The 23,118-nt window shown below is 55.0% G+C and carries 20 protein-coding genes; 15 read left to right on the top strand and 5 right to left on the bottom strand.

Annotation, left to right across the window (positions count from 1 at the left end):
* Positions 1 to 43: 43 nt before the first annotated feature.
* On the top strand, positions 44 to 2,218 hold the full coding sequence (locus tag TURPA_RS14665; RefSeq protein ID WP_014804085.1) for a carbonic anhydrase: 2,175 nt from the start codon (positions 44 to 46) through the stop codon (positions 2,216 to 2,218).
* 265 nt (positions 2,219 to 2,483) lie between these two features.
* The gene (locus tag TURPA_RS14660; protein WP_014804084.1) at positions 2,484 to 4,562 is read left to right on the top strand and encodes an ATP-dependent helicase; all 2,079 of its coding nucleotides are present in this window, start codon (positions 2,484 to 2,486) and stop codon (positions 4,560 to 4,562) included.
* A 19-nt stretch (positions 4,563 to 4,581) separates the two neighbouring features.
* Here TURPA_RS14660 and TURPA_RS14655 read toward each other — a convergent pair whose 3' ends face one another.
* Both TURPA_RS14655 and TURPA_RS14650 read right to left on the bottom strand, forming a co-directional pair.
* Complete coding sequence (locus tag TURPA_RS14655) at positions 4,582 to 5,049, bottom strand: multiheme c-type cytochrome (RefSeq protein ID WP_041948549.1); 468 nt, start codon at positions 5,047 to 5,049, stop codon at positions 4,582 to 4,584.
* A gap of 9 nt (positions 5,050 to 5,058) precedes the next feature.
* The gene (locus tag TURPA_RS14650) at positions 5,059 to 5,361 is read right to left on the bottom strand and encodes a hypothetical protein (RefSeq protein WP_041948548.1); all 303 of its coding nucleotides are present in this window, start codon (positions 5,359 to 5,361) and stop codon (positions 5,059 to 5,061) included.
* Positions 5,362 to 5,450: 89 nt separating this feature from the next.
* On the opposite strand from TURPA_RS14650, the gene TURPA_RS14645 reads away from it, so the two are divergent.
* The 11 genes from TURPA_RS14645 to TURPA_RS14595 all read left to right on the top strand — a co-directional run bounded on the left by TURPA_RS14645 (position 5,451) and on the right by TURPA_RS14595 (position 17,403).
* Positions 5,451 to 6,668 carry a vitamin K epoxide reductase/DsbA family protein gene (locus tag TURPA_RS14645; protein WP_041948547.1) on the top strand — a complete coding sequence of 406 codons (1,218 nt, stop codon included), beginning with the start codon at positions 5,451 to 5,453 and terminating at the stop codon, positions 6,666 to 6,668.
* Positions 6,668 to 7,057 (top strand): hypothetical protein, encoded by a 390-nt coding sequence (locus TURPA_RS14640; RefSeq protein ID WP_014804080.1) that lies wholly within the window; start codon positions 6,668 to 6,670, stop codon positions 7,055 to 7,057. The genes TURPA_RS14645 and TURPA_RS14640 overlap by 1 nt, the downstream gene beginning before the upstream one ends.
* The gene (locus TURPA_RS14635; RefSeq protein ID WP_014804079.1) at positions 7,054 to 7,992 is read left to right on the top strand and encodes a shikimate dehydrogenase family protein; all 939 of its coding nucleotides are present in this window, start codon (positions 7,054 to 7,056) and stop codon (positions 7,990 to 7,992) included. Before TURPA_RS14640 ends, TURPA_RS14635 begins: the two co-directional genes overlap by 4 nt.
* Positions 7,989 to 8,591, top strand: coding sequence for a shikimate kinase (locus TURPA_RS14630; RefSeq protein WP_014804078.1), 603 nt, complete (start codon positions 7,989 to 7,991; stop codon positions 8,589 to 8,591). Before TURPA_RS14635 ends, TURPA_RS14630 begins: the two co-directional genes overlap by 4 nt.
* 94 nt (positions 8,592 to 8,685) lie before the next feature.
* Positions 8,686 to 10,176, top strand: coding sequence for a helix-turn-helix domain-containing protein (locus TURPA_RS14625; RefSeq protein ID WP_014804077.1), 1,491 nt, complete (start codon positions 8,686 to 8,688; stop codon positions 10,174 to 10,176).
* Positions 10,173 to 10,784, top strand: coding sequence for an RsmD family RNA methyltransferase (locus TURPA_RS22100; protein WP_014804076.1), 612 nt, complete (start codon positions 10,173 to 10,175; stop codon positions 10,782 to 10,784). The genes TURPA_RS14625 and TURPA_RS22100 overlap by 4 nt, the downstream gene beginning before the upstream one ends.
* Before the next feature lie 76 nt (positions 10,785 to 10,860).
* Entirely contained in the window at positions 10,861 to 11,643 is a 783-nt protein-coding gene (locus tag TURPA_RS14615) for an enoyl-CoA hydratase/isomerase family protein (RefSeq protein ID WP_014804075.1), read from the top strand.
* 1 nt (position 11,644) lies between these two features.
* Complete coding sequence (gene hslU, locus TURPA_RS14610; protein ID WP_041948546.1) at positions 11,645 to 13,012, top strand: ATP-dependent protease ATPase subunit HslU; 1,368 nt, start codon at positions 11,645 to 11,647, stop codon at positions 13,010 to 13,012.
* Positions 13,012 to 15,897: a tetratricopeptide repeat protein gene (locus TURPA_RS14605; protein WP_014804073.1), complete on the top strand. Its 2,886-nt coding sequence runs from the start codon at positions 13,012 to 13,014 to the stop codon at positions 15,895 to 15,897. The genes hslU and TURPA_RS14605 overlap by 1 nt, the downstream gene beginning before the upstream one ends.
* Positions 15,898 to 15,899: 2 nt before the next feature.
* Positions 15,900 to 16,625: a 5'/3'-nucleotidase SurE gene (gene surE, locus TURPA_RS14600; protein ID WP_014804072.1), complete on the top strand. Its 726-nt coding sequence runs from the start codon at positions 15,900 to 15,902 to the stop codon at positions 16,623 to 16,625.
* Positions 16,588 to 17,403, top strand: a complete 816-nt coding sequence (locus TURPA_RS14595; protein WP_014804071.1) for a tetratricopeptide repeat protein — start codon at positions 16,588 to 16,590, stop codon at positions 17,401 to 17,403. Before surE ends, TURPA_RS14595 begins: the two co-directional genes overlap by 38 nt.
* Before the next feature lie 3 nt (positions 17,404 to 17,406).
* On the opposite strand, the gene TURPA_RS22095 is transcribed toward TURPA_RS14595, so the two are convergent.
* The gene (locus tag TURPA_RS22095; RefSeq protein ID WP_053332207.1) at positions 17,407 to 18,204 is read right to left on the bottom strand and encodes an AraC family transcriptional regulator; all 798 of its coding nucleotides are present in this window, start codon (positions 18,202 to 18,204) and stop codon (positions 17,407 to 17,409) included.
* 215 nt (positions 18,205 to 18,419) lie between these two features.
* On the opposite strand from TURPA_RS22095, the gene TURPA_RS14585 reads away from it, so the two are divergent.
* Positions 18,420 to 19,847 carry an aldehyde dehydrogenase family protein gene (locus TURPA_RS14585; RefSeq protein ID WP_014804069.1) on the top strand — a complete coding sequence of 476 codons (1,428 nt, stop codon included), beginning with the start codon at positions 18,420 to 18,422 and terminating at the stop codon, positions 19,845 to 19,847.
* A 156-nt stretch (positions 19,848 to 20,003) separates the two neighbouring features.
* Here the strand turns inward: TURPA_RS14585 and TURPA_RS14580 are convergent, their stop codons facing one another.
* Positions 20,004 to 20,852 carry a class I SAM-dependent methyltransferase gene (locus tag TURPA_RS14580; protein WP_014804068.1) on the bottom strand — a complete coding sequence of 283 codons (849 nt, stop codon included), beginning with the start codon at positions 20,850 to 20,852 and terminating at the stop codon, positions 20,004 to 20,006.
* Positions 20,849 to 22,339, bottom strand: a complete 1,491-nt coding sequence (rsmG, locus tag TURPA_RS14575) for a 16S rRNA (guanine(527)-N(7))-methyltransferase RsmG (protein WP_157210511.1) — start codon at positions 22,337 to 22,339, stop codon at positions 20,849 to 20,851. The genes TURPA_RS14580 and rsmG overlap by 4 nt, the downstream gene beginning before the upstream one ends.
* On the opposite strand from rsmG, the gene TURPA_RS14570 reads away from it, so the two are divergent.
* Positions 22,324 to 23,109: an RluA family pseudouridine synthase gene (locus TURPA_RS14570; RefSeq protein ID WP_053332206.1), complete on the top strand. Its 786-nt coding sequence runs from the start codon at positions 22,324 to 22,326 to the stop codon at positions 23,107 to 23,109. The genes rsmG and TURPA_RS14570 overlap by 16 nt on opposite strands.
* Positions 23,110 to 23,118: the final 9 nt, after the last annotated feature.

Below are 23,118 nucleotides of genomic sequence, written 5' to 3'. Positions count from 1 at the left end.
ATGCAGAACGTCACAAGCGTGCACATTCGATTGAGGAGCTTTCATGTCATCAGCAATTAAACAAAATATACCATCTGCAATCGTACTCTTTCTCGTGGCTCTGCCACTCTGCCTCGGCATTGCGCAGTCTCAAGGGGCACCGCCCATCGCGGGATTAATCACCGGCATAGTCGGCGGCATCGTCGTCGGTGCGCTCGGCGCATCGCCGCTCAGCATTGCGGGCCCGTCAGCCGGGCTCTCGATGGTCGTGATTTCGGGTATCGCCGCGACCGGCGGCTTTCAGGCCTTTTCAGTCGCCGTGATCATTGCTGGCGCCATACAAATGGGGCTTGCGTGGCTCAAATTCGGCATGTTCAGCAAGTTCATACCGGGTTCGGTAATCAGGGGACTTCTGGCTGCAGTGGGGATTATCATAGTTCTGAAACAGATTCCGCACGTTTTCGGCTATGACGGCGACTTTATCGGAGACCTGCAGTTCACACAGGGCGATGGACGTAACACCTTCACCGAACTGTGGTTCATGACCGGTTATATGAATGCGACGACCTTCTTGATTTCTGCCGTTTCGCTGAGCGGCATGCTCGTCTGGGAAAAACAAATCGCGACACGCTATAAGAGACTGGCTGCTGTTCCCGGTGCGCTCGTGGCTGTCGTGTTGGGTATTGCCGTGAACGAGCTTGCCGGGCATGTCGCGTGGCTGAACCAGGTCGGCGAATCTCACCTGCTGCGCCTGCCCGGTAATATTGGGCCGAAAGATCTTTTTTCGCACTTTTATACGCTGAACTTTGCGCAGCAGCTGCAAAAACCTGAAATCTGGAAAACTGCGGTTGTCATCTCTCTGCTGGCGAGCACCAAATCGCTCATCGGACTCGAAGCGAGCGACAAAATCGACCCGCAGCGGCGTGTCTGCGACAAGAACCGCGACCTGCTGGCGCAGGGTATCGGTAACGTTCTCTGCGGTCTTTTCGGCGGCCTGCCGTTGACAACAGTCTTGATCGGCACAATCGCAAACGCAAAGGCCGGTGCGACAAGCCGCATCTCGGTGATTATACACGGTCTGCTGCTGCTCGCGGCGACTCTGCTGATTGCGCCATTTTTTAAACTGATTCCGCTGACAACCTTTGCGGTTATTATCGCAGTCGTCGGCTACCGCCTGACGAGCTATACTGTTTTCAAAGAACAATGGGTCGCGGGCCGTGAACATTTTCTGCCGTTTCTGGCGACATTCGTGGCGGTAATCTTCACCGACATTATCACGGGTGCGGCGATAGGCTTTTTGGTCGCCCTTGCCTTCATTCTGAAAGGGACGTATCAAAAAGGCTTCTACAGTTCTCAGCAGAACAATGTCTACACAATCCGCCTCGGCGATTCGATTAGTTTTATCCACAGAGCAGGCCTCAGCGAAGAGCTGCGCAAAATACCGAGCGGCTCCCGGGTGAACCTGATCGCCGACAGCACGCAGTCGGTTCACCACGATATCGCAGAAGTCATTAATGAATTTCAGGCGGGCGCGCAGAATCGCCAGATTTCGATCGTGAAGAATAACATTCCCTATATTCCAGACCGCAAAGATCTAAAGAGCCTGAAGAACGTTACCTATCGCAAGATGCTCTACGGCAACAGGCAGTGGGTTGAAGAAAGCCTGGCGCGCGACCGTCTCTATTTCGAAAAGCTCGCACGCGGCCAGGCGCCCCAGATTCTGTGGATAGGCTGCGCAGACAGCCGGGTGCCGCCGAATGAAATTACGAAAACTCAGCCAGGCGAAATATTCATGCACCGGAATATCGCCAATTTGGTTGTGCACACCGACCTCAACATGCTTTCTGTATTGCAGTATGCCGTCGAGGTGCTGCAGGTCAAGCAGGTCATCGTTTGCGGTCACTATGAATGCGGTGGCGTTGCGACCGCGATGAAAAATGCCGATGTCGGTCTCGTCAATAACTGGCTGCGGCAGATCAAAGAAGTCTACAGCGCCAATGTAGCCGAGCTCGAGCGCATCGGAGACACAAAAATGCGCGAAAGACTGCTCGTTGAACTGAATGTACGCGAACAGGTGAGAAATCTGGCGATGACCTCGATCATTCAAAAAGCGTGGAAAAAGCGCCAGCTCGAAATTCACGGTTGGGTCGTCGACCTCGGCACGGGATATATAAAGGAGCTTCCGATCAGCCTGAATGGCGCCTCAGATCTCGAACCGATATTCCGCTACAAAGTCTAAGGGACTCGGCGGGAACTCGCGAAGCTATAACATTGGGCGTTTTTTTTTCGCAATTTTCGGGGCGATTTCGCCGCGAGGCGAAAAATCGGCGTGAATTCTGGCGTCTTCGCCACTTGCAGAGCGAATCGTTACCGATTCGCGGGGGAATTTGCGCCGATTAGCGCCGAAAATTGCGGAAAAAAATCGCACCAGCGAGTTCCCGCCGAGTCACCTAACAGATGCCCACTTCTGATCGCCGCATTATGTCACATTAGTAAACTGGCCTGTGGCCTACCCGCTGAACGACATGCAAGCCGCCTGCGTCGACCACGGCGAAGGCCCACTTCTGGTGCTGGCCGGCGCGGGTTCTGGCAAAACCGGGGTCATTGTCAACCGTATCGTGGCCTTGATGCGCCGCGGGCTCAAACCGTCTTCGATCTGCGCAGTGACCTTCACAAACAAGGCGGCGCGCGAAATGCGCGAACGCGTGCGCGATCTCGTAGGCAAGTCGGCGCGCGGTTCAACCGAAAAAAAACCGCCTGGTCTAAGTACGCGGGGCATGTTCATCGGCACCTTTCACAGCCTGGGCCTGATGATTCTGCGCGAGAACATCGAGAAGGCCGGTGTCGGCAAAAACTTCTCCATTCTGGGACAAGACGACCAGCTGACGCTCGCGCGCGAAGTTCTTGTACAATCGGGCGTCGACACCGACATGTTCGATGAAAAAAAACTCATCAAGGCAATCTCAGACTGGAAAAACAGCGGCGAAGCGATGGGCGATTATTTCGCCGATGACATCTGGCGGCTGCGCGTGCCGGCGCGCCCGATCACCGAAATTGTCGACACATATGTTAACCGCGTCGTCGGCATGAACGCACTCGATTTTGACGATCTGATTCTCTTGCCCGAGCGACTGCTCAAACACGACGATGAGGTGCGCGGGCAATACCGCGCCCGGTTTTCGCATTTTCTGGCCGACGAGTTTCAAGACACGAATCCCCTGCAGTTTCGGTTTTTGAGCCACCTGATGCGCGAGCCTTTCAACCTGTGTGCCGTCGGCGACGATGACCAGTCGATCTATTCATGGCGCGGGGCCGATACGCGCATCATGCTTGAGTTCAAGCAGCGATTTCCGCAGGCTGATATTATCGCGCTCGAGCAGAATTACCGGTCAGAGCAATACATTCTCGACATCGCCAACAAACTGATCGAAAATAACACGGCCCGGCACCCGAAGCGCCTGTTCAGCGAAAGGCGCACGCCGAACCGGGCAATCGTCTTTGAAGCGGCCGACGGCCTTGCAGAGGCTGAGTACGTCGCCGACACAATCATCGCCGAAAAAGTGAGGCATCAGGGGGAGTACTCAGCGTTCTGCGTGCTCTACCGCACAAACTTTCAGAGCCGCTCTTTCGAAGAGGTTTTGCGGCAACGCAACATACCTTACCACGTGAGTGGCAGCTACCAGTTCTACGACCGTACAGAGATTAAAGACGTTCTCGCCTATTTGCGATTTTTTGCCAACCACGCCGACGACCGCTCGCTGTCGCGTATTCTCAACATGCCAAAGCGCGGCATCTCTGAAACTGCGATTCAGCGCTTATCTCAGTATGCCCAGCTGAACAAGAAACACCTGTGGGATATTCTTGCCGAAATCGAAATGTGCGAAATCGACATTAATGCCGCAACGCTTGCCGGCATCATGGAATTTAAGGAGTTTATCGCAGCGCATGAACATGAGATTCGCAAGACCGGCAACCTCGCCAAAGCGGCGCAAAACCTGATCGATGCACTACAGCTTGAACGCGAATATGTGCGCCAGGGAATCGACGCACAAAAAATCATCAATAAGCTGCTCAACGTGCGCGAGCTCATGCGTTCGATCGATGATTTCGAGAACAGCGATCGCCAGTTGCCGAATATGGGTGAAGGTGCTGAACGCAATATTTATACGTACCTGCAGTTTGTAGCGCTGCTCACCGCAGACGACAAAGAGAATGAATCAGAGACACCCAAGGTGCAGCTCATGACGATACACCAGGCCAAGGGACTGGAATTTCATACTGTATTCGTGACGGGGCTCGAAGACGGTATTTTACCGCACCAGCGGTCGATTGACAATGAAGTAGAAGCCAATGAAGTACAGGGTATTGAAGAAGAGCGCCGCCTGCTCTATGTTGCGCTGACGCGAGCCAAAGCAAGGTTGTACCTCACGCTTTCGCGCACGCGCAAGAATCGCGGGCTCATTACCGACTCAACGCCGTCGCGTTTTCTCGACGAGCTGCCAAAAGAGCTGCTCGAATGGGAGAGCACAACCGCCGAGGCGGGAGATCTCGCTGCACTGGAAAGTATGCTTTTGAACATCTGACCGGGCCACTGGGTGTTGCCTAGTAGCCGGTTTTTTTGGCAAATTTTGTGAGACGTTGAAACTCTTTGCCTGCGTTGCCGGGTATATGGCATGAACCGCATTGCAACGTTTTGCGCTTCTCGCGTTTGTACTTTCTCATGAATTTCATGTCCTGGTGAGTGCGCTCGCCCGCAGCCGTGAGCTCATTGCCGGCATGGCAATACGAGCACTCCACCTTGTATTTTGCGCTGATCGGAAACATCGCCTCATGTGCATATTCGCCTTCGCGGGTCAGAAGTGTGTAATCACCTTCTTTCAGGCCACGCTCAGCATCGCTGTGGCAATACTCACAGCGCACATCGAGCTGCTTCGAGATTTTTTTCATCTCGACGGCAATTTTTTCTTTTTCTTCAAATGTTTTGGGCGCCTCGAACTTTTTTGTTTGTTTGGCCGCTACCAGAGCACCCGCGAGCAAGAGCACCGAAGCAGCCAGATGAGCGTGGCGCACCTTGAGATATTAGCCTTCGCCGGCGATGCGGTTACTCAGCAGCGCCTCAAGCCGTGCGAGATGGTCTTGATTTCGCGCCTGTATGCGCGCAATTTCTTCTGAGATCAGAGCGTATTCTTCGGGCTTCAGTTTTTCGCCGGCGCTGAGCCTATCCATAAGGCGTTCGATCGGTAATGCGTGCTCGGCAAGGTTGTTGCGCGCAATCTGTTCTTCAAGCGCCCGGCGCAGAGCTTCTTCACGCTGCTCAGCCTCGCTGCGCTTGTTCTCGATGAAGCCCGGTGTCGAAGCCGACATGACAACCTCGACATTCATTTCGCGGCGGTCACGTCAATCGAATTGCCAGATACAGTTTCAAAAATGCTTGCCCGCTTATGCGAAATTAGAGATTCCTCATGCAACTCATGTTCAAAAAACCCCTCATACTCCCGGCGGCCCTCGTAATCACCGGGGCACTCATCGGCATGCTCTTTTCTGGCATATTGATCTACGAACACAACGGCGCAAAAACTCAAATCGGCTCTGCAGTGTGCGACGTCAACCAGGCGAGCAGCTGTGAAAAGGCAAAAGATTCGGCCGTGGGTAAAATTTTCGGGTTACCGCTGGCGCTCTATGGTTACGCATTCTATGGCACAATGGCAGCGCTCGCTCTGTTCTTGCTGCTGGCTCTCAATGACATTGTGCTCAGCCTGCTCTTTTGGGGAGCAATCTCTGCGCTTTTATTCGATGCGTTTCTGCTCTTATATTCGCTGGTTGTGCTGCAGGGCATTTGCCGGCTTTGCGCCATTACCTACATCGCCACAGTGATACTCGCTGTGGGTGCATACCTTTTTAACCGCGACGGAGCTAAAATGATCAAAGCCGAAACTATCTCAATTTCAGCCAAGGCGGTTCTGGGTCTTGTGTTCGCTGCAACGATTGGATCGGGTCTCTTTTTTCACACTGCTTCGCTGCAGGCACAGAGCACGCCGGTTGCCGGTGCCACGGAACAAGAGCAGAAACTGCGAGAACAGCTGAACAATGAATTCTATAAACAATGGAAAGCGGGCGAGATCGTCAAACTCGATAAACCCCGCTCGGGCAGCAAGGGCGCTGCGAATCCTGTTCTGACCATTATGGAATTTGCCGACCCACTCTGCCCGCATTGCAAAGACATGGGCGTAGTGCTCAACGAATTTGTGAAGAAGCATGGCGATAAGGTGCGCGTCATTTTTCGCCACTACCCTCTCGATATTCAGTGCAACGACGCCATGAAGCGGGCATTTCACGTCGGTGCCTGCGATCTGGCCCGTGCTATGGAATGCGGCGAAGCCCAGGGCAAATTCTGGCCGATGCACGATGCAATATTCTCGCAGCAAGAACTGTTCTTCAGAAACCCGGTTTCAGAGCGGGCGATTGAAAGCCTCGCGGCAGGCGCAGGCCTCAATACAGCGGCGATGGGTGCTTGCTTCAAAAGCCAGGCGACGATGGCAAAGGTGAAGGCCGACATCGCTGCGGGTAACAAAATAAAAATCACCGGCACCCCCACGACGATCATCAACGACAGACGGCTGCCGGGTGTGCCGCTTGAATTCGTACCGGGAATTCTCGAAAAAATTCTACTCGAAGAATCGCGCAGGTAATGCTCGTTGAAGTCAGGCGCGAACTCGTAAAGCAGGATCACCGGTTTCTGCAGAAGCGCTTTCTTCAAGACGCACACAACCGGCTGGCAATCTACATCTGGCAGCTGCCAGAAGACGACGAAGGCGAGATGCTGCGTTTTCAGGTGGCTTACCGTGAAATCGCGCTCGACTGGGCGGCCGAGCGCGGCATGCGGCTGGCGATTGTAGACGACGGCGATAACCCAATGGGTATGAAGCGCTCTCCCGTTCTCACCGCCGAAAACAAAATCAGCCAGCAATCTGTGCAGCGACTCTGCGAATATCTTGACGAGCACTCAGAAAAAGTTTCCCTGCGCTTCATTCGCGAAACGATCACCAGCGAAGTGATGCAAGGCAGAATCAAAACATGAAAATCGACGCGGCGACAAAAGTTTATGGCATCATCGGCAACCCGCTCAGCCATACATTCTCGCCGGCGATGCATAACGCCGCTTTCGCCGCGCGCAAGATCAATGCGGTCTACCTTGCGTTTCCTCTGAAGAATCTGATTCAGCTGAAATATTCGATGAAACAGTGGAACATACAGGGTCTTTCGGTAACGATTCCGTATAAAATCTCTATCCGCCGCCTGCTCGACCGCATTGACCCGCTCGCGCTACAGATCGGTTCGGTGAACACTGTCGTCTGGGGAAAAACCGGATTACTCGAGGGGTATAATACTGACGGGCCGGGCGCGATGATGGCGCTGAGAAAATCTCAAGTTTCTCTCAAGGGTAAGAAGATTCTGGTGATCGGGTCAGGTGGTTCGGCGCGAAGCATTGCGTTTGCGCTAACACAGGAAAAACCCGCCGAGATCGGCATTCTGGCGCGCAACCCGATGATGGCGATGCAGCTGGCGCGCAATCTCACTCTCAACAGCGAAAACCCGCAGGTGGCGCTGCATCTGCAGCCGCAGGGCAAAAGCCTGCAAAAATCGCTGATCGACCTGATGCCGCAGAGCGGGCGCAAGTGGCTGAGCCAGCCCTACACCAGCGCCGAACAGCTGCACCACTACGACATCGTCATCAACACTACCCCAATGGGTATGCGGGGGTCGAGCGCTGCCGCTGAATCCCCTCTGAAATCAGCTGAACTGGCGAAGCACCAGACAATCTTCGACATCGTTTATAATCCGGCTGAGACGCCTCTCATCAAAGCAGCGAAGAAGCGGGGATGTAAAATTGTGCTGGGTTATAAAATGCTGATGTACCAGGGTGTACTGCAGTTTGAACTCTTCACGGGTAAACCTGCGCCCGTTGACGCGATGGAAAAAGCTCTGCTCGCCGAAATCAAGAGGCTCAGATGAGCGACCGCGGCGGGCGCAGGCGAAAACCCCATGGCGCGCGGCCGCATGCGCGCGTGTCTGCGCCGTCAAAACCCCGGCTCGCTCTCATCGGCTTTCGCGGCGTCGGTAAATCGGCGATTGCGCGCCGCCTTGCTGAGATCTGGCAATTGCCGCTGCTGTCGCTCGACGAACAGATTGAACGTAACGCCGGCATGAAAATAGACCAGATTGTGCAGACGCAGGGCTGGCCGGCATTTCGCGATCTTGAATACGCAGCGCTGCAAAACGCCGCAGCGAGTGATCGCCTGCTGCTCGATTGCGGCGGGGGCATCGTTGAAGAGGCCAATGGATTGCGCAGCGAGCGCAAGATTGCCCTCTTGCGTGAAAGATTTTTCTGTATTTATATCGCAGTGAGTGAAGAAAAAATGCGCTACCGGCTTTCTTCGCTTTCGCGCAACGCTTCGCGACCCGATTTGACCGGCGCCGATTCGCCCGATAAACTTCTTGAGGTTTTTCGGCGTCGCGAGCCGATGTATCTTGAATTGGCGCACACGGTCGTCGATGTATCCGATACCAATATAGGCGAAAGTGCCCTGCGTATCACGCAGATGTTCAAGTGAGCATCTGAAATTTCAAAGCATCGCGTACTTTTTTTTGTAAAATTTTCACCGGTTGGTTGACGCTTTGTGCGACTTCTGAACTGGGTCGGATTCGATGTTTCGTGTCTTGCTGATAACCCGAAATCGCGCGCTCGCTCAGCACTGCCGCAAAAATCTGCCAGAAGGTTATCGGCTGCGTTCAATCGGCAAGCTCAATCTTCGCAACGAGACTCTCGCCGGCAGCATCGTCGTGTTCGATTCGGCATTATTGATTGAATCGACCGATGCAATTATCGCTTCTGTCGCCGGGCAATACGCTGCCGAGAGTGGTGGCGTTTCGCTCGGACTCTTGCTGAATGAAGAAGACCGTACGAAGGCGTTTTCGCTTTTTCCGCAGAATCTGAATCATATCGATGCGATCGGCCACTACCGCCTGCAGGCTGGCCGAGTGCACGGGCTTGGCCGGGCCGAATGGTTTTGGCTGCTTGATTCACAACGAAAGAAATTTGAACAATTCGGCGAGCGGCTGCTCGTCAGAGATGAAAATGAAATGCTGGTGCGCCGTCTGGAGCGCATTGAACCCGAATCGCACACCCTGAAAAGGTTTCCGGCATTTATGCAGGGTCGCTCGCCTGCCATTTTAAAATTCAGAGAGCAGGTCATCGAAATGTCCGCTGCGCACAGTTACCTGACTCTGGCCTGCAGCGATGCAATACCGTCTGATGAGTTCATGGAATATTACGCCGCGCTGATTCATCCTGCGCGGCCGCTGCGCTACCAGATCGTCGATCTGGCGAAAGTACCCGCGGGTCTGCACGCTGCCGCGATCTGGCCGCAGCGCAAGACGACGCATAGATCTGGCGGCACAAACCCGGCGCCGATTGTGTGCATCAAGAATGTTCAGCTCATGGGCTGGCAGAACCAGGGTTTATTGCTGCAACAGATCAAGAACCTGCGTGACGCCGATAAATCCGCACCTGCGCCGCGCGAACGTTATGTGCTCGAAGTTTCACAAGACATCTCGCAGCATGTTCGGCGCGGGGCTTTCAGGCAAGAGCTGCTGTCGGTTCTGCGCAAAGCGGCGACGACGCTGCCAGCACTGCACGAGCGCCCGCAAGACATAACCAAAATTGCCGCTGACTACATCTTCAGGCGCAGGTTTACTCCGCTCATTGAAGGGCAGGTAGAACTTGCGGCGAAGATACTCGAACGTTTTGATCTTTCGAGTGGGTACAACGGGCTCTATTTGACGCTCGACTTGTTACACGATCTCGCGAAAAGCAAGGGTATACCGGTTTTCGAGCTGTTTCGTGCCGGCGATGATGCAGAGGCGTTTCGGGCAGCGAAAAGTTTTCTGCGCGAGCAGGTCGAACCCGAACCGACAACGCTGTTTCAGGGCCTTGCGAGCAGTGAAAAAGCGCCGCTCAGTCTTGATTCGGTGGAGCGCAACTACATCGCCGCCGTCTGCGAACGTTATGGTTGGCAGGTGACCGAGGCGGCGCGGCATCTCTCGATTTCGCGCAAGACCCTCTATGACAAAATGCGGCGCTATAAACTGATGCGGCCTGAAAACACCTCAAGGCGCAGCGGTCGCCGGGCGTCGTGAAACGTGCCTCGCTGCGCGTCGGTTCTGGCCGGCTGAAGCGTACAGCAATACCCGCGGCGAGATCGCATAAACAGCACCAGAATTCAACGAGTGCACGCGTCAAAGAAGCGGCGTTTCAGCTAGTGCGCAATCATGTGGATATCGATGAGCCATGGGTGTTTTACGACCTGTTTGCCGGCAGCGGCCAAATGGGAATCGAGGCGCTGAGTCTCGGCGCGGCGCACGTCACCTTTGTCGATCTCGTACCCGAGCGGCTCAGCGACATTCAACACACGCTGCAGTCACTTGACATCGATCGCTCAGCGTACACGCTCGTCAGATCGCGCGCGAACAAGGTTCTCGGCGAATCGTTCAGTGTAAAAGAAATGCCGGTGGTTGTCTGGGCCGACCCACCTTACACGTATGGCAACAGCGCCTCGAACGACCCCGCGAACCTGATTCTGCTCTACCGTTCGGCCGCAGCCGAGTCGGGCCCGCCCTATCCGGTACTACTCATGCAGGTTCATGAAAAGAACCCGGCAATGGCGCAGGAATTTCTCGATTCAAACCCCGACATTCAGGTCTACCGTTACGGGTCGAACTGTCTGTTGCTGCTCAAATTGCATTGATTTGAGACTGCCCAGCAGCCCAGCCCCAACGGGACTTCTCCTTTACCCGGCGTGCGGCGCATTGGAACGGTTCACCATGAATTTCAAACTCAGTGACCACGGCAGCGGCAAAAAAGTTGCGCGTTTTGTCGATATCTGCACGAACGAACAGAACTCTTTGACGCGAGCGAGTCTTCTTGAGCTGACGAAGATTCTGCACGATACGCAGGCAGACGAAAAATACGCTGCGCTTGTCTTCACATCGGGAAATCCTAAATTTTTTTCGAACGGCCTCGATGCTTCCAATGTGGCTTCGGTGCCCGACGACAAACTCGCCGAAGAAGTCGGTGAAATCGTGCTCTTCTTTAATCACCTGCTGCGCTTCGACAAGCCAGTCGTCGCCGAGGTGACAGGTTATGCGATGGGCGGCGGTGCGGTGATTACCGTGGGCAGCGACTACAAGTACATGCTCGAAGGCAAGGCGCGCATTTCTTTCAGCGAAGTGCTCGTCGGTTTACCCCTGCCCGGCAACTTTATCGATAAGATTGCCCGCACCGTTTACCCGCCGTTTGTCAATGCCATCTGCGCTGCTGAGAACTATAAGGCGGGCGAAGCGAAGGCAATCGGACTCATCGACGAAACGGCGCCTGACCTCGAAGCGCTGCGCAAACTGACGCTCAAGAAACTCGATTACCTGAACCGAATACCCCTCTCGGCGCTTCAGCGCACGAAGCAGGCGATTAATGCTCCCATTCTCGAGCGGTCAGAAACGACGCTCAAGCACATATACGAATCATTTACCACCCCTGTGATCGTCAAAAACTTTCGCGAAGCCATGAGTGCGCTTGCCGAAAAGCGCCGGCCGCAGTATCTTGACTGAGATGCTTTCTGAGTTTAAGCCCACCGAGATCGTTCGCCATCTCGACGGCTTTATTATTGGTCAGGCGGATGCAAAACGTGCAGTCGCCATTGCGCTGAGAAACCGCGAGCGCCGTCTTGCTTTGGGCGAACACCCGCTACGCGAAGAGATACATCCGAAAAATATTATCATGATCGGGCCCACGGGCGTCGGCAAGACCGAAATTGCGCGGCGTCTCGCCAAAATGGCCAACGCCCCCTTTATTAAGGTCGAGGCGACAAAATATACCGAGGTCGGCTATGTGGGTCGCGATGTCGAAAGCATGATACGCGACCTGCTCATGACCGCCATGAAGATCGTGCGCCAAGAGTTTGAAGAGAGATATAAAGAAGACGCTGAAAAGCGCACTGAAGAAAGACTGCTCGACCTTTTGCTTTCGGGCAAATCGGCCGCTGAAAAGCCCAAAGATGAGAACGCGGTAACGAGTACAGAAGACGACGACGAAGCCATCGCGCGCGATATTTTTCGCAAAAAGCTGAGAGGCGGCAAACTCGAAGACCGCGAAGTCGAGTTCAGGGCGCCACAGGCTGCGAGCCCGCAGGTTGCAGTGCAGATGATGGCGATACCGGGAATGGAAGAAATCGAGAACCAGATGCAGAACATGCTCGGTGATATTTTCCCCAAAAAGCGCGAGAACCGCAAGGTCAGCATCGCGCAGGCACGCAAACTTATTTATCAAGAAGAGCTAGAACAGCTGATCGATCAGGAGAAACTCAAAGAAGAAGCGATTCGGCGCACCGAAAATACCGGCATCGTGTTTATCGATGAAATCGACAAGATCGCCAGCCGCGGTGGCAAGGGTTCGCCCGATGTCTCGCGCGAAGGGGTGCAGCGCGATATTCTGCCTCTGGTCGAAGGTTCAACGGTGAACACCCGGCATGGCGCGGTCAAAACCGACCACATTCTGTTTATTGCGGCCGGCGCGTTTCACATTGCTGCGGTCACCGACCTGATACCCGAACTTCAGGGGCGGTTTCCGATTCGTGTAGAGCTGAAGCCGCTGAATAAAGAAGACTATGTCAGTATTCTGAAAACTCCGAAAAATGCACTCGCAAAGCAATACCAGGCATTGCTTTCGACCGAGAATGTGAACATTCAGTTTGAAAATTCGGGTTTTGAAGCAATTGCAGAAATCGCCTATGAGATGAATTCGCGCAACGAAAATATCGGGGCAAGACGACTGCACACGATTCTGGAAAAACTCTTTGAAAAACCCTCGTTTGAACCTGAAAAATATTCAGGCAAAGATGTTGTTGTCGATCGAAATTTCGTGACCAGCGAACTCGGTGACATCGTCAAAAACCAGGACCTGTCGCGCTTTATACTCTGATGCAGAGTTCAATCAGGGCGTTTTTCTGCTGCCTGCTGCTCGCCGCTTCACTGCCGGGCCAGGGTGTTTTCGCGGACTCGTTCGATTCAGAGCAGAGTTTTCGCACCGCGATGGTCGCGTTTAAAGAAAAGAGTTTCTATTCGGCGCGGCTCTTGTTGCAAGAAATAATACTCAAAGACCCCAAGGGTGAATATGGCGACGACGCGCAGTACTATCTCGCGATGACCTACTATTACGAAAGCGATTACAAGACCGCGCAGTTCGAATTCAAGGCACTGCAGCGTGATTTTCCCGAATCGCCGTTTGTCGTGCGCGCCGCATTCTGGAACGGCGAGGCCTGGTTTTACCGCAAGCAATACCGCGAGGCAATCGAGTCTCACTCGGCGTTTGTGCGCAAGAACCGGGAGAACATTCTATCGGCTTCGGCGCTCTATACGATCGGCTACATCTACAACGAGCAGAGGCGTTACGACGAGGCAATCATAGAATTTACGCGCGCGCTGAAGAACTACCCCGAAAGTACCGCTGCGCCCGCACTGACGCTGCAACTCGGTATTGCGCACTTTAATTCGGGTGGCTATGCGGCGGCGCGGCGCCAGTTTGAAACATTACTCGTCAAATACACCGCAGCCGATAACCTCGCGGCCGCAAGATTCTGGCTCGGCAAGAGCTTCTACGCCGAAGAGAAGTTCGGCGATGCCTTGCGTGAATTCAGCGCAGTACTCAAAGATTACCCCGCGGCCGAAGAGGCCGCCGAGGCGCTCTACCTTTCGGCGCTCTGCCAGTATAAGCAGAAAAAGGCTGCAGAGGCTGTTTCGACACTCGAAGACCTGTTCGGCCGATATCCGAAGCATGCGATATACCCGTTCGCACGCTACCGCCATGCACAGCTCAAGGCCGAAGCGGGCGACGACGGCGCGGCTCTGCCCTCGCTGCTCGAAATTATCAACCAGCACCAGACGCATGAAACCTTTGCCCCTGCGCTCGGGCTGCTCGCAGAAATTCGCAGACGCCAGGGCAAAACCGACGAGGCGATTCTCACCTTCGAAGCGCTCGGCAGCGAAAAATCGGTCAGCGGCAAAAGCCGCAAAGAATTGTTGCGGCGACACGGCGACCTGCTCTACCAAAGTCATCGTTACGCCGATGCATCGCTTGTGTACGGAAAACTCGCCGAAGAGTTCTCGGCCGATCAAGAAGGTGCGACTCACTACCTGCTGCTCGCGCGCTCGCTTTACCGCGAAGGCAGGTTTGACGACGCGCTGACGCGGCTCACGCTGCTAGACAAAAAATTCGAAGACAGCGAAGCCCGCGCCGAAGCACTTTTTCTGCGCGCCGAAATCACGTATTCTCTGGGTAAGTTCACCGAAGCGCTGCAGCAATACGCGCGGTTTGTCAAACGGCACGGCGACCATGCACGTGTGTTCGACGCCGAACTCGGCATCGGCTGGGTCTATTTTGAACTAAAACAATATGCGCGCGCCGCCGATACGTTTCGCCGCCTGCTGAAAAAATACAAGAAGCCGGCCGAAGAGGCCCGGGCGCAGCTCGCTCTTGGTGCCTGCCTGTACAACCTGCGCGATCTCGAAGGGGCACGCACCACCTACCAGAATATTATCAAGAGCTTTCCCGCTTTGACAGAGCATACGTCTGAGGCGTATTACCAGCTCGCATGGCTCGAATTCAGAAAAAATAATTTTGAGGGTGCTGAAAAAACTTTCAGACAGTACCTTGAGCGCGACAAGGGGGATATCCCCCGTGCTGCAGAGGCCATGTATTTTGCAGCCCTTTGCCGCTACCAGCTCGGCGATTATGCGGCCGCAGAGGCGCAATTTACCGAACTTTACGCCGACGCCACCAAACCCGCGTGGATTCGCGAACGCTCAGCGCAAGATCTCGCCCGCACCAGGCAGGCGCGAAAAGATTTCACCTCGGCCGCAGCAACTTACCGGCAGTTCATCGCAGATTTTCCCGAATCGCAGGGCGTTGACGAAGCGCTCTATCACTTAACCGAGCTTGCATTCAAGGCCGACGCGGTCGGCGACGCAGAGGCAGCGACCAGCGCCCTCAGGTCTCGCAATAAGAATTCACCCTGGATGGCAGAGTCGCTGCGCGAACACATGGTCTACCATCGCCGTAAACAGAACTTCAGGCAGGCGGCAGCGGCGCTCAAAGAACTCGAAGCGCTGCAGACAAAACCCAACCAAAAGCTCGAGCTGTTGCTTGCGCGCGCCGAGCTGCTTGCCGACGAAAAAAAATACGCCGAGGCAACGGCCATCGTTCAATCAGTGCTCGGCGATGAAGATGCCCCCGAACCGCTGCTCTTAAGGGCGGCCAACCAACTTTTTGAAATTCACGAACTGCAGGGCGAATTTTCTGCGGCTGCGCAGACGGCAGCGAAACTGGCGAAAAAATTTGAAGGCAGCGACACACTCTTCGCCGAGCTGACATTTTTTGAAGGCAAATACCAGCTGCTCGCCGGCGATACTCTTGCTGGGCGCGAGACGCTGAGCGGTCTTCTGAAGTCGCGCAGCCTGGGCCAGCGCGCGCGCTACCTGCTTGCCGAATCGCACCAAAAGGACGGCGATTCGGCACGCGCGCTCGATTTTTACCGCCAGATTACCCAGAAGCCCAACGAGGCGCTCTACCTGAAAGCACGCCTCAATATCGGCGAGCTGCTCTACGCGAAACAAGAATTTGAACCGGCCGCACGCGAATTCAGCCGGGTTGCCTTCTCAGATTCGCGCGACGAGGTGGTCTATGAACGAGCGCTCTACAGGGCCGCGCAGTCGTTTCGCGCGATCAAGAAAACGGCCGAATTCGAATCATTTCGCAAAAAACTCAGCGAAGCTTTTCCGCAGAGTCGATACCTGAAAGAACTGGAGTAACTATGCGCATTCTTATTTCAAACGACGACGGCCTTAAATTTCCCGGGCTCTTGCGCCTGCGCGAACGGCTCGAGGCGTTCGGCGAAACCTGGGTGTTCGCACCCGCCGAAGAGAAAAGCGCGACGAGTATGGCGCTATCTATACACACCGATGTGCCGGTGATTCGCCTCGACGAGCGCACCTATGAAGTCGACGCTTTTCCGGTCGATTGTGTCAACGTGGCGCTGCATTCAGGCCTAGCGCCGCAATTCGACTTCTGCGTTTCAGGTATCAACAAAGGCGTCAACATGGGCCAGGATATCTGGTACAGCGGCACGGTCGGCGCCGCCCGCCACACCTTTATACATGGGGTGCCCTCTTTCGCCGTCTCGTGCGGGTATCTCGATGCATCGGGTGATTTTGCCAAGGTTGCTGACATCTTTGCTGAAATTTTCGCCCGTTTCAGCGCTGACGCCGACCAGAATTTTCTGCTGAACGTCAATATTCCCATGACGGCCGAAGATGCGGGAGACATAAAATGGGCTAAATTGGGACGCCGAATCTACCGAGATAACTATAGGCGCGAACAGCAAGACGACGGCAGCATGCTGCTGAATTTGGGCGGTTCGGTACTAAGTCACGGAGGTGAGGCGGAGACCGATTTCTACTGGTACGACCGGGGTTGTACAGTCATCACTCCGCTCTCGATCGATGCAACAGACCACGCAAAACTTAAAGAACACGACTAATGCAGGCAAGCCCGCTAAAAAAACCGTTTCGATCGGCGAATATATGGGCCTTGGCAAACCGAACCCCTTGATCAAGAAACAGGCAGATGGCCCGACCGAACTGTCGCTGCAGCAGGTCGAAGAGCTGTCGCGCATCAAGAGCGAAGCGAAGCGCGCTTACCGTCGCAAAGACTTCGTGCAGGCACTCGCACGCTTTGAAGACGCCGCACAGATCGTGCCGGGCGACCTCGAGTTTTCTTATTACGAGGCCCTTTGCCTCTTTCAGCTTCACCAGTGGGAAAAAGCCGAAGAACTTTTTCGTAAGATTATCGAACTCGATGAACTGAGGCTTTTACCCGATGTACGCAAAATGCTCGCCTTGACTCTGCTCAAGCGCCGCCGTTTTGCCGAGGCCGAACAGATTCTGAACGAAGCCTCGCGTGATCGCCGTAACGACATGCAGCTTCTGAGCATGCTCGGCTATGCGCTCGAAAAACAGAATAAACTCATGGAAGCCGAGCGCGTGCTCGCGCGCCTTATGGAAAACGACCCCGAGAATGCGAATGGCATGAACTCGCTGGCTTTCGTCTATTGCCGTCTCGAAAAGAACTACACCGAAGCGCTCGCCCTCGTCAAAAAAGCCCTGACACGCGAACCCAAAAATCCTTCGTATCTGGATACGCTCGGCATGATCTACGCCAATCGCGGCAATACCGCAGCGGCGCGCAAGACACTCAAGAAAGCCCTTGAACTCGCGCCGGGGCATCCCGAAATTCTCGCACACCTGACGCGCATCTGAAATTTACGCGAGCGCTGCCGCGGTGGCACTCGCGATGAACCATTTGAGAGCCCGCTGCTGTCCGAACACGGCAGAGGGCGGCAGGCCGAACGTGTCGCGAAAGGTATTCGCGAAGTGCGCCGAATCGTAAAACCCCGCTCGCAACGCCGCTTCGGTGAGCAGCATACCTTCGCTCAGATACTGCGCGGCGGTTTTCAGCCTAATCCAGGTGCGAAACATGCGTATCGGTATGCCTACCTGTTCTTTGAAAAGATGCGCGAGGCGCGAGGCGGATATATCAACCTGCTGCGCCAGGCGTTCGATCGGCACGCTTTCGCCCGTGTCGTTCACGAGCAGCTCGATAACAGCTTTGATGCGCGCATCTATCACAGGTTTTGCGCCTGAAGAAGTGGCGAGTTCGAGCCCGGTGAGCAGCGACTGTGTCGCCGCAATCCCCTCGGCGGCGCCGATCGCATGTAAAATCTGAATCCAACTTTTTTCTTCTGCAAAATCGACAAAGACTCCCGAAACGGCCTCGTCGCCTGAACCCGAGCGCAGGTATTCATAGTCGGCAGCATCGGGGTCGAATAAGAGGTATGCGCATCTGCCCCCGAAAGTTTCGACTGCATGCATGATCTGCGGGCCAACCAGCGCGCTGCGCGTGAGCACTGCCTGCCCGGTCTCAAGGCGCACGCCGAAAGGCCGCTCTAAGCCCACGCACAAAAGTGCCGCGGCCTGCCGGTGCATCTCGAGATCGGGCAGTGCGCCGATGTAGAGCACGCGGCTTGCCCACATGCAGATGGTATCCGTCGTCTGCGCCACGTTGCACAAAGACTGCGATCGGCCATCGTAAAGCCTTTTTGTGCCCGACCCGGCAGTCGGGCTCTGAAACCAAAAAAAATGAGGATTTAGCAGGTTTTTACAAGTCTGGCCGCACAGGCTATCGTATACTAAAGCTCGAAATCCGCTGTCGGCCCGATTTGCGCCCAACGACGCAAAATATCTTGTCGCCATCGGTGAAATTGTCAGGGGAGTTTATGTCAGAAAAAAATACCAAGGCTGAAATACTGCGGGTTTTCGAGCTGCAGAAAAAATTCAAATGGAGCCTGCGCCAGACAACTGCGCAAGAAAGGCGCGAAAAACTCAAAAAACTGAAAGAAAAGATCTTTGCCGAAAGCGAAAATCTATACCAGGCGCTGTGGCAAGACTACAAAAAACCCCGCGAAGAGGCTGACCTCGCCGAAGTTCTGCCGGTTATCGCAGAAATTCACGATTCGGTAAAAAACCTGCCCGACTGGATGAGGCCCAAAGTAGTCGAGACACCGATTCATCTCGGTACCGCGCGCAGCGAAATTCATTACGAACCGCTTGGCCAGACACTCATCATCGCCCCGTGGAACTATCCTTTTAACCTCAGCATTGCTCCGCTGATCAGCGCTATTGCTGCCGGCAACACCGTGATGCTGAAGCCCTCTGAATACGCACCGCACACGGCCGAATTTCTGGCACGCATTCTCAAAGATTTGTTTTATGAAGAAGAAGTTGCAGTTTTTCAGGGCGATGCATCGGTTTCCACCGAGCTGTTAAAGCTGCCCTTTGACCACATGTTCTTCACCGGCGCGCCATCGATCGGCAAAGTGGTAATGAAAGCCGCGGCCGAGCACCTCTCAGTCTGCACACTTGAACTGGGCGGCAAATCGCCCGTGATCGTCGAGAATACCGCCGATGTGCGCGAGGCCGGCAAGCGCATCGCCTGGGGCAAATGGGTCAACGCAGGGCAGACCTGCATTGCCCCCGATTACGTTCTCGTTTCTGAAGACAAGAAAGAGGCGCTCATCAACGCCATTCATGACGCGGTGAAAAGCTTCTATGGACAGACGCCGATAGAATGGCGCAACTCGGCAGACTTTTGCCGCATTGTGAACAAACGCCATTTTGATCGAGTGAAAGGCCTCATAGACGACGCCAAAAAGCGCGGTGCGCAGGTTGCTTTCGGCGCCGACACCGACGAGCACGATAACTACATTTCGCCCACAGTCATTACCGATATTGCCGAGGGCAGCCGCATTCTCGAAGAAGAGATCTTCGGGCCCGTATTGCCGATTGTCACCTACCGCCATCTCGACGAAGCCCTCGAATACATTCGCCGAGGCGAAAAACCTTTGGCCCTCTATGTTTTCTCTTCGTCTGAAAGCACGATTGAAAACGTTTTGCGCAACACCGCTGCGGGCGGTACCTCTATCAACGATTGCCTCATGCAGTTTGTCAACCCCAAGCTACCGTTTGGTGGTTGCAACAACAGCGGCCTGGGTCGTTACCACGGCCACCACGGCTTCAAGGCATTCTCACACGAACGCGCGGTGTTCAAGCAGTCACGGCTCTTCAACCCGATGCAGATTTTCTACCCACCCTATGGCGGGCAGTTCAGGGAAACCTTTCAAAAGTTTATCCGACATATTATGTAATGCGCGCCGAAAAAATCGTGCTCCGGCCCGAACGGCCGGAGCGAAACCCGCGGGCAGCCCGTAGGGCGCTTTAGCAGCAATTCGTAAAACGAATTGCGAGGCCAGCGGGTTTCAGATTTTTTGGGCCGCCACGGTTATGCCGTCGGGAAAATATGTTTACTCGACGACGAATTCGACTACAATCATATCACCCGTTAAGAAATAGCGCGCGAGCCGGTCGGCTATGTGCTTTTTGAAATTATACCACCACGGCGCGTTTTCGCGTGTCGTAAAGCCTGAGCCATAGCTGAAGGCGCGTACAACTTTTAATCCGCATTTTTTTGCCAGGCATTGCAGCGACCTGTGGTTAAAGTAGAACACATGTTCGGGTACATTGAGGTAGCGCCAGCTAATGCCATAACGACGGGCAAAATAGCCCGTGTTGCACGTGCTCAGATAAATTCTGCCACCGTCGGCGAGAAGTTTCGCCATGCGCTGCAGAAACATCTCGGCCTGCGGCAGGTGCTCGAGCGTTGCCCAGTGCGTGATGAGTGAAAACTTTTGCCCGGCAAAGTCATGCTGTAGAAAATCGGCTTCCAAGAGTGGCCGGCCCGCGCTCTTGCCGGCTTCGATCATTTCGTGCGCAATGTCGATGCCGAGCGCCTGCCAGCCGCGCGCAGCAAAATAGGCGACGGCGTGGCCCGCCGCGCAGCCGACTTCGAGCAGGTGTTTGGGTCCGTTCAGCGATTTTTCCCAGGAGAAAAAATTCAGATCGCGCAGGTTTTTTTCGAGCGTCGAAACCACTGATCGATAGATTTTGTCTGACGCATAGTCTGCGTAACCCCGGTCGCTGCGCACCTTAAAGTAATCGCTTTGATAGAGCGCGTTCAGTTCAGCCTCAGACGGCATGGGAGCAATCTGCCAGACCCCGCAATTCAGACACTCTGCTATATTGTAGTTTTTTGCATCGCGCCCCGCTTTGCTGAGACGCGGTGTCAGCCTGCCCCCGCAGAGAATGCAGCTCATTTTTCTGCCAGTTGCCTTCGCTGTATTTCGTAGAGCGCAATACTCAGCGCGGTTTGCGCGTTCAGTGATTCGACGCCGGTCTGCATCGGTATGGTAATCGGTATGCTGCCACCGCGGTCGGTGAATCCATAACCCTCGACGCCCGCGAGCAGATTCACCGCAGCGGCAAACCTGACGCTGTGCAGCGGCTCGCCCTGCATGTCGAGCCTGAAGATTCCCGGTACTGATTTCACGACCTCAGACAGGCGCGGCCCGCGCATCAGTTCGACGTGAAAGAGCGCATTCGCCGCCGCGCGCACCGATTTGGGCAAAAAAGGTGAAGCAGCCTCTTCGGTGAGCACAACCCGGCGCGCGCCGAACGCGGCGGCCGAGCGAATCGCGGCACCGATGTTCGCAGGGTCTTGAAACGGTAAAAACACGGTTACGCCGCTTGTCTCAGCGGTCGGCTGCCAGGCAGAAATGCCGGGCAGCTGCATCACGCCGATCGCAGAGCGAGTACCCGATACATCCACCTCACGAAATAAGGCTGGCGAAAGCACCAGGGTATTCGCGCCCGTTTCGGCGCGGGGCATCTCAGATGACACGAGCAATGTTTGCAACTGCGCCCGAAGCCGGTCTGTCGTGAGAATTTCTTGCACGAGTTTTTCGCCGCTGACGAGAAAGAGCTTTTCTTTGCGAATGCCCTTGGCCTCGGTGAGTGACAGAAGGCTTTTGAACTGCTCATTTGCGCGCGAGGTAATTTCTGTCACGCGCCCTGTTGATTTCGGCGCGCCCGTGTTTGACTCGCCGGTTTTTCTGACACTCTCGCGTTCGCGGCGCATAATCACCAGACGGCGCTCGTTTCGGGTATCGGCGAGGTTGTAGCTGTAGGTCTTTTCGTGCGCAAAATCTTTCATCTCGGCAAGCGCTTCGGCGATTTCTTCGTCGCCTTTCGGCCCCTTAAGCAGCAGCACGCGCCCGCCGGCCGGCAAGAACGGCGCAACCCGGTAAAGCGTGTCGCGGCAACTCTCGAGCGCCCGCGTCGCCACACCCTGAATTTCAAGGGGAAACTGCGGCCCAATGCGGTGCGCAAAGACCTGAACTCCGGTCAGGCCAAGCTCGTCGATTACCTGCTGCAAGAACCGCGTGCGCTTCGGGCGCACTTCGCCGAGAATCACCTCGGTTTCGGGCGATAGTATTTTCAGAACCAACCCGGGAAACCCCGCGCCGCTGCCAATGTCGAGCAGGGGCGAAGGCAACGAGGTGAATTTGAGGGGCATGGCACAGTCGAGGTAATGCTTGATGGCAATTTCATGCGTCGATTCGAGTCGCGTGAGGTCAGTTTTGTCGTCTGATTCGACCAGCATTTGCCAATGGCGGCGCAGCTGCCCCGCTTTCTGTTCAGTGATGCCGGGAATCTCTCGCAGCAGGCGCAGAATTTCAGCGGTTGAAAATACTCTTGGTTGTGTGTCCGGCTTTTGCACCGGGGTACGTGTTTGACGCTTCACAGATATTCGGGTCAGACGGTGGCTTCGATCTGCGTCGGATAGTAAAAATAACAGGGTCAGCGGGGATTATCGCGGCCGTCAGGCCGCTGATCGTGCACGAAGACAATCATCTGCTCGTCATCTTCAAGCCGGCGGGTTGGCTTTCGCAAAGCGATGAAACGGGAGATGCGTCGGTGAACGATATTTTCGCCGCATACCTGAAACACAAATTCAACAAACCTGGAAATGTCTTCTGCGCTGCGGTGCAGAGGCTCGACCGGCCCGCGTCGGGGCTAATGGTACTCGCGCGCACCTCGAAAGCTGCGGCCCGCCTCTCAGAACAGATTCGGCAAGGCCGATTTGAAAAACGCTACCGGGTAATGACGAGCACTGCGCTTCAGGGCGCTAAAGGGAGATCTGAACGTATCATACTCACAGCGACCATGCGCAAAGTCGACCGTATGGCCCGGCGGGTTGGCCCCGACTACCAGGGCGCTGATGCGGGCGTCTACACGCTGACGGCGACGCTCTGCAGTTCTGCGCACGGTTTTCACGAATATGAAGTGGAAATTGAAGGCGGCAAATTTCACCAGATCAGGGCACTTTTTGCTGCACACGGCTCACCCCTGCTGGGAGATCTGAAGTACGGCGGCCAGAAACTTAAAAAACACGGCGACCGCATTGCCCTCACTTGCACCTGGCTGAACTTTCTGCATCCGACTCTGAAAACACCCATGATCGAGACGCTGGATGCTCAATCGCTCTCGCGTCTCTACACATACTTTATTTGACGGCGTATC

The sequence above is a fragment of the Turneriella parva DSM 21527 genome (genome assembly GCF_000266885.1).
Classification (GTDB): domain Bacteria; phylum Spirochaetota; class Leptospiria; order Turneriellales; family Turneriellaceae; genus Turneriella; species Turneriella parva.
The sequence above is the reverse complement of the archived record's forward strand: the minus strand, read 5'-3'. Positions and strand labels throughout refer to the sequence as shown.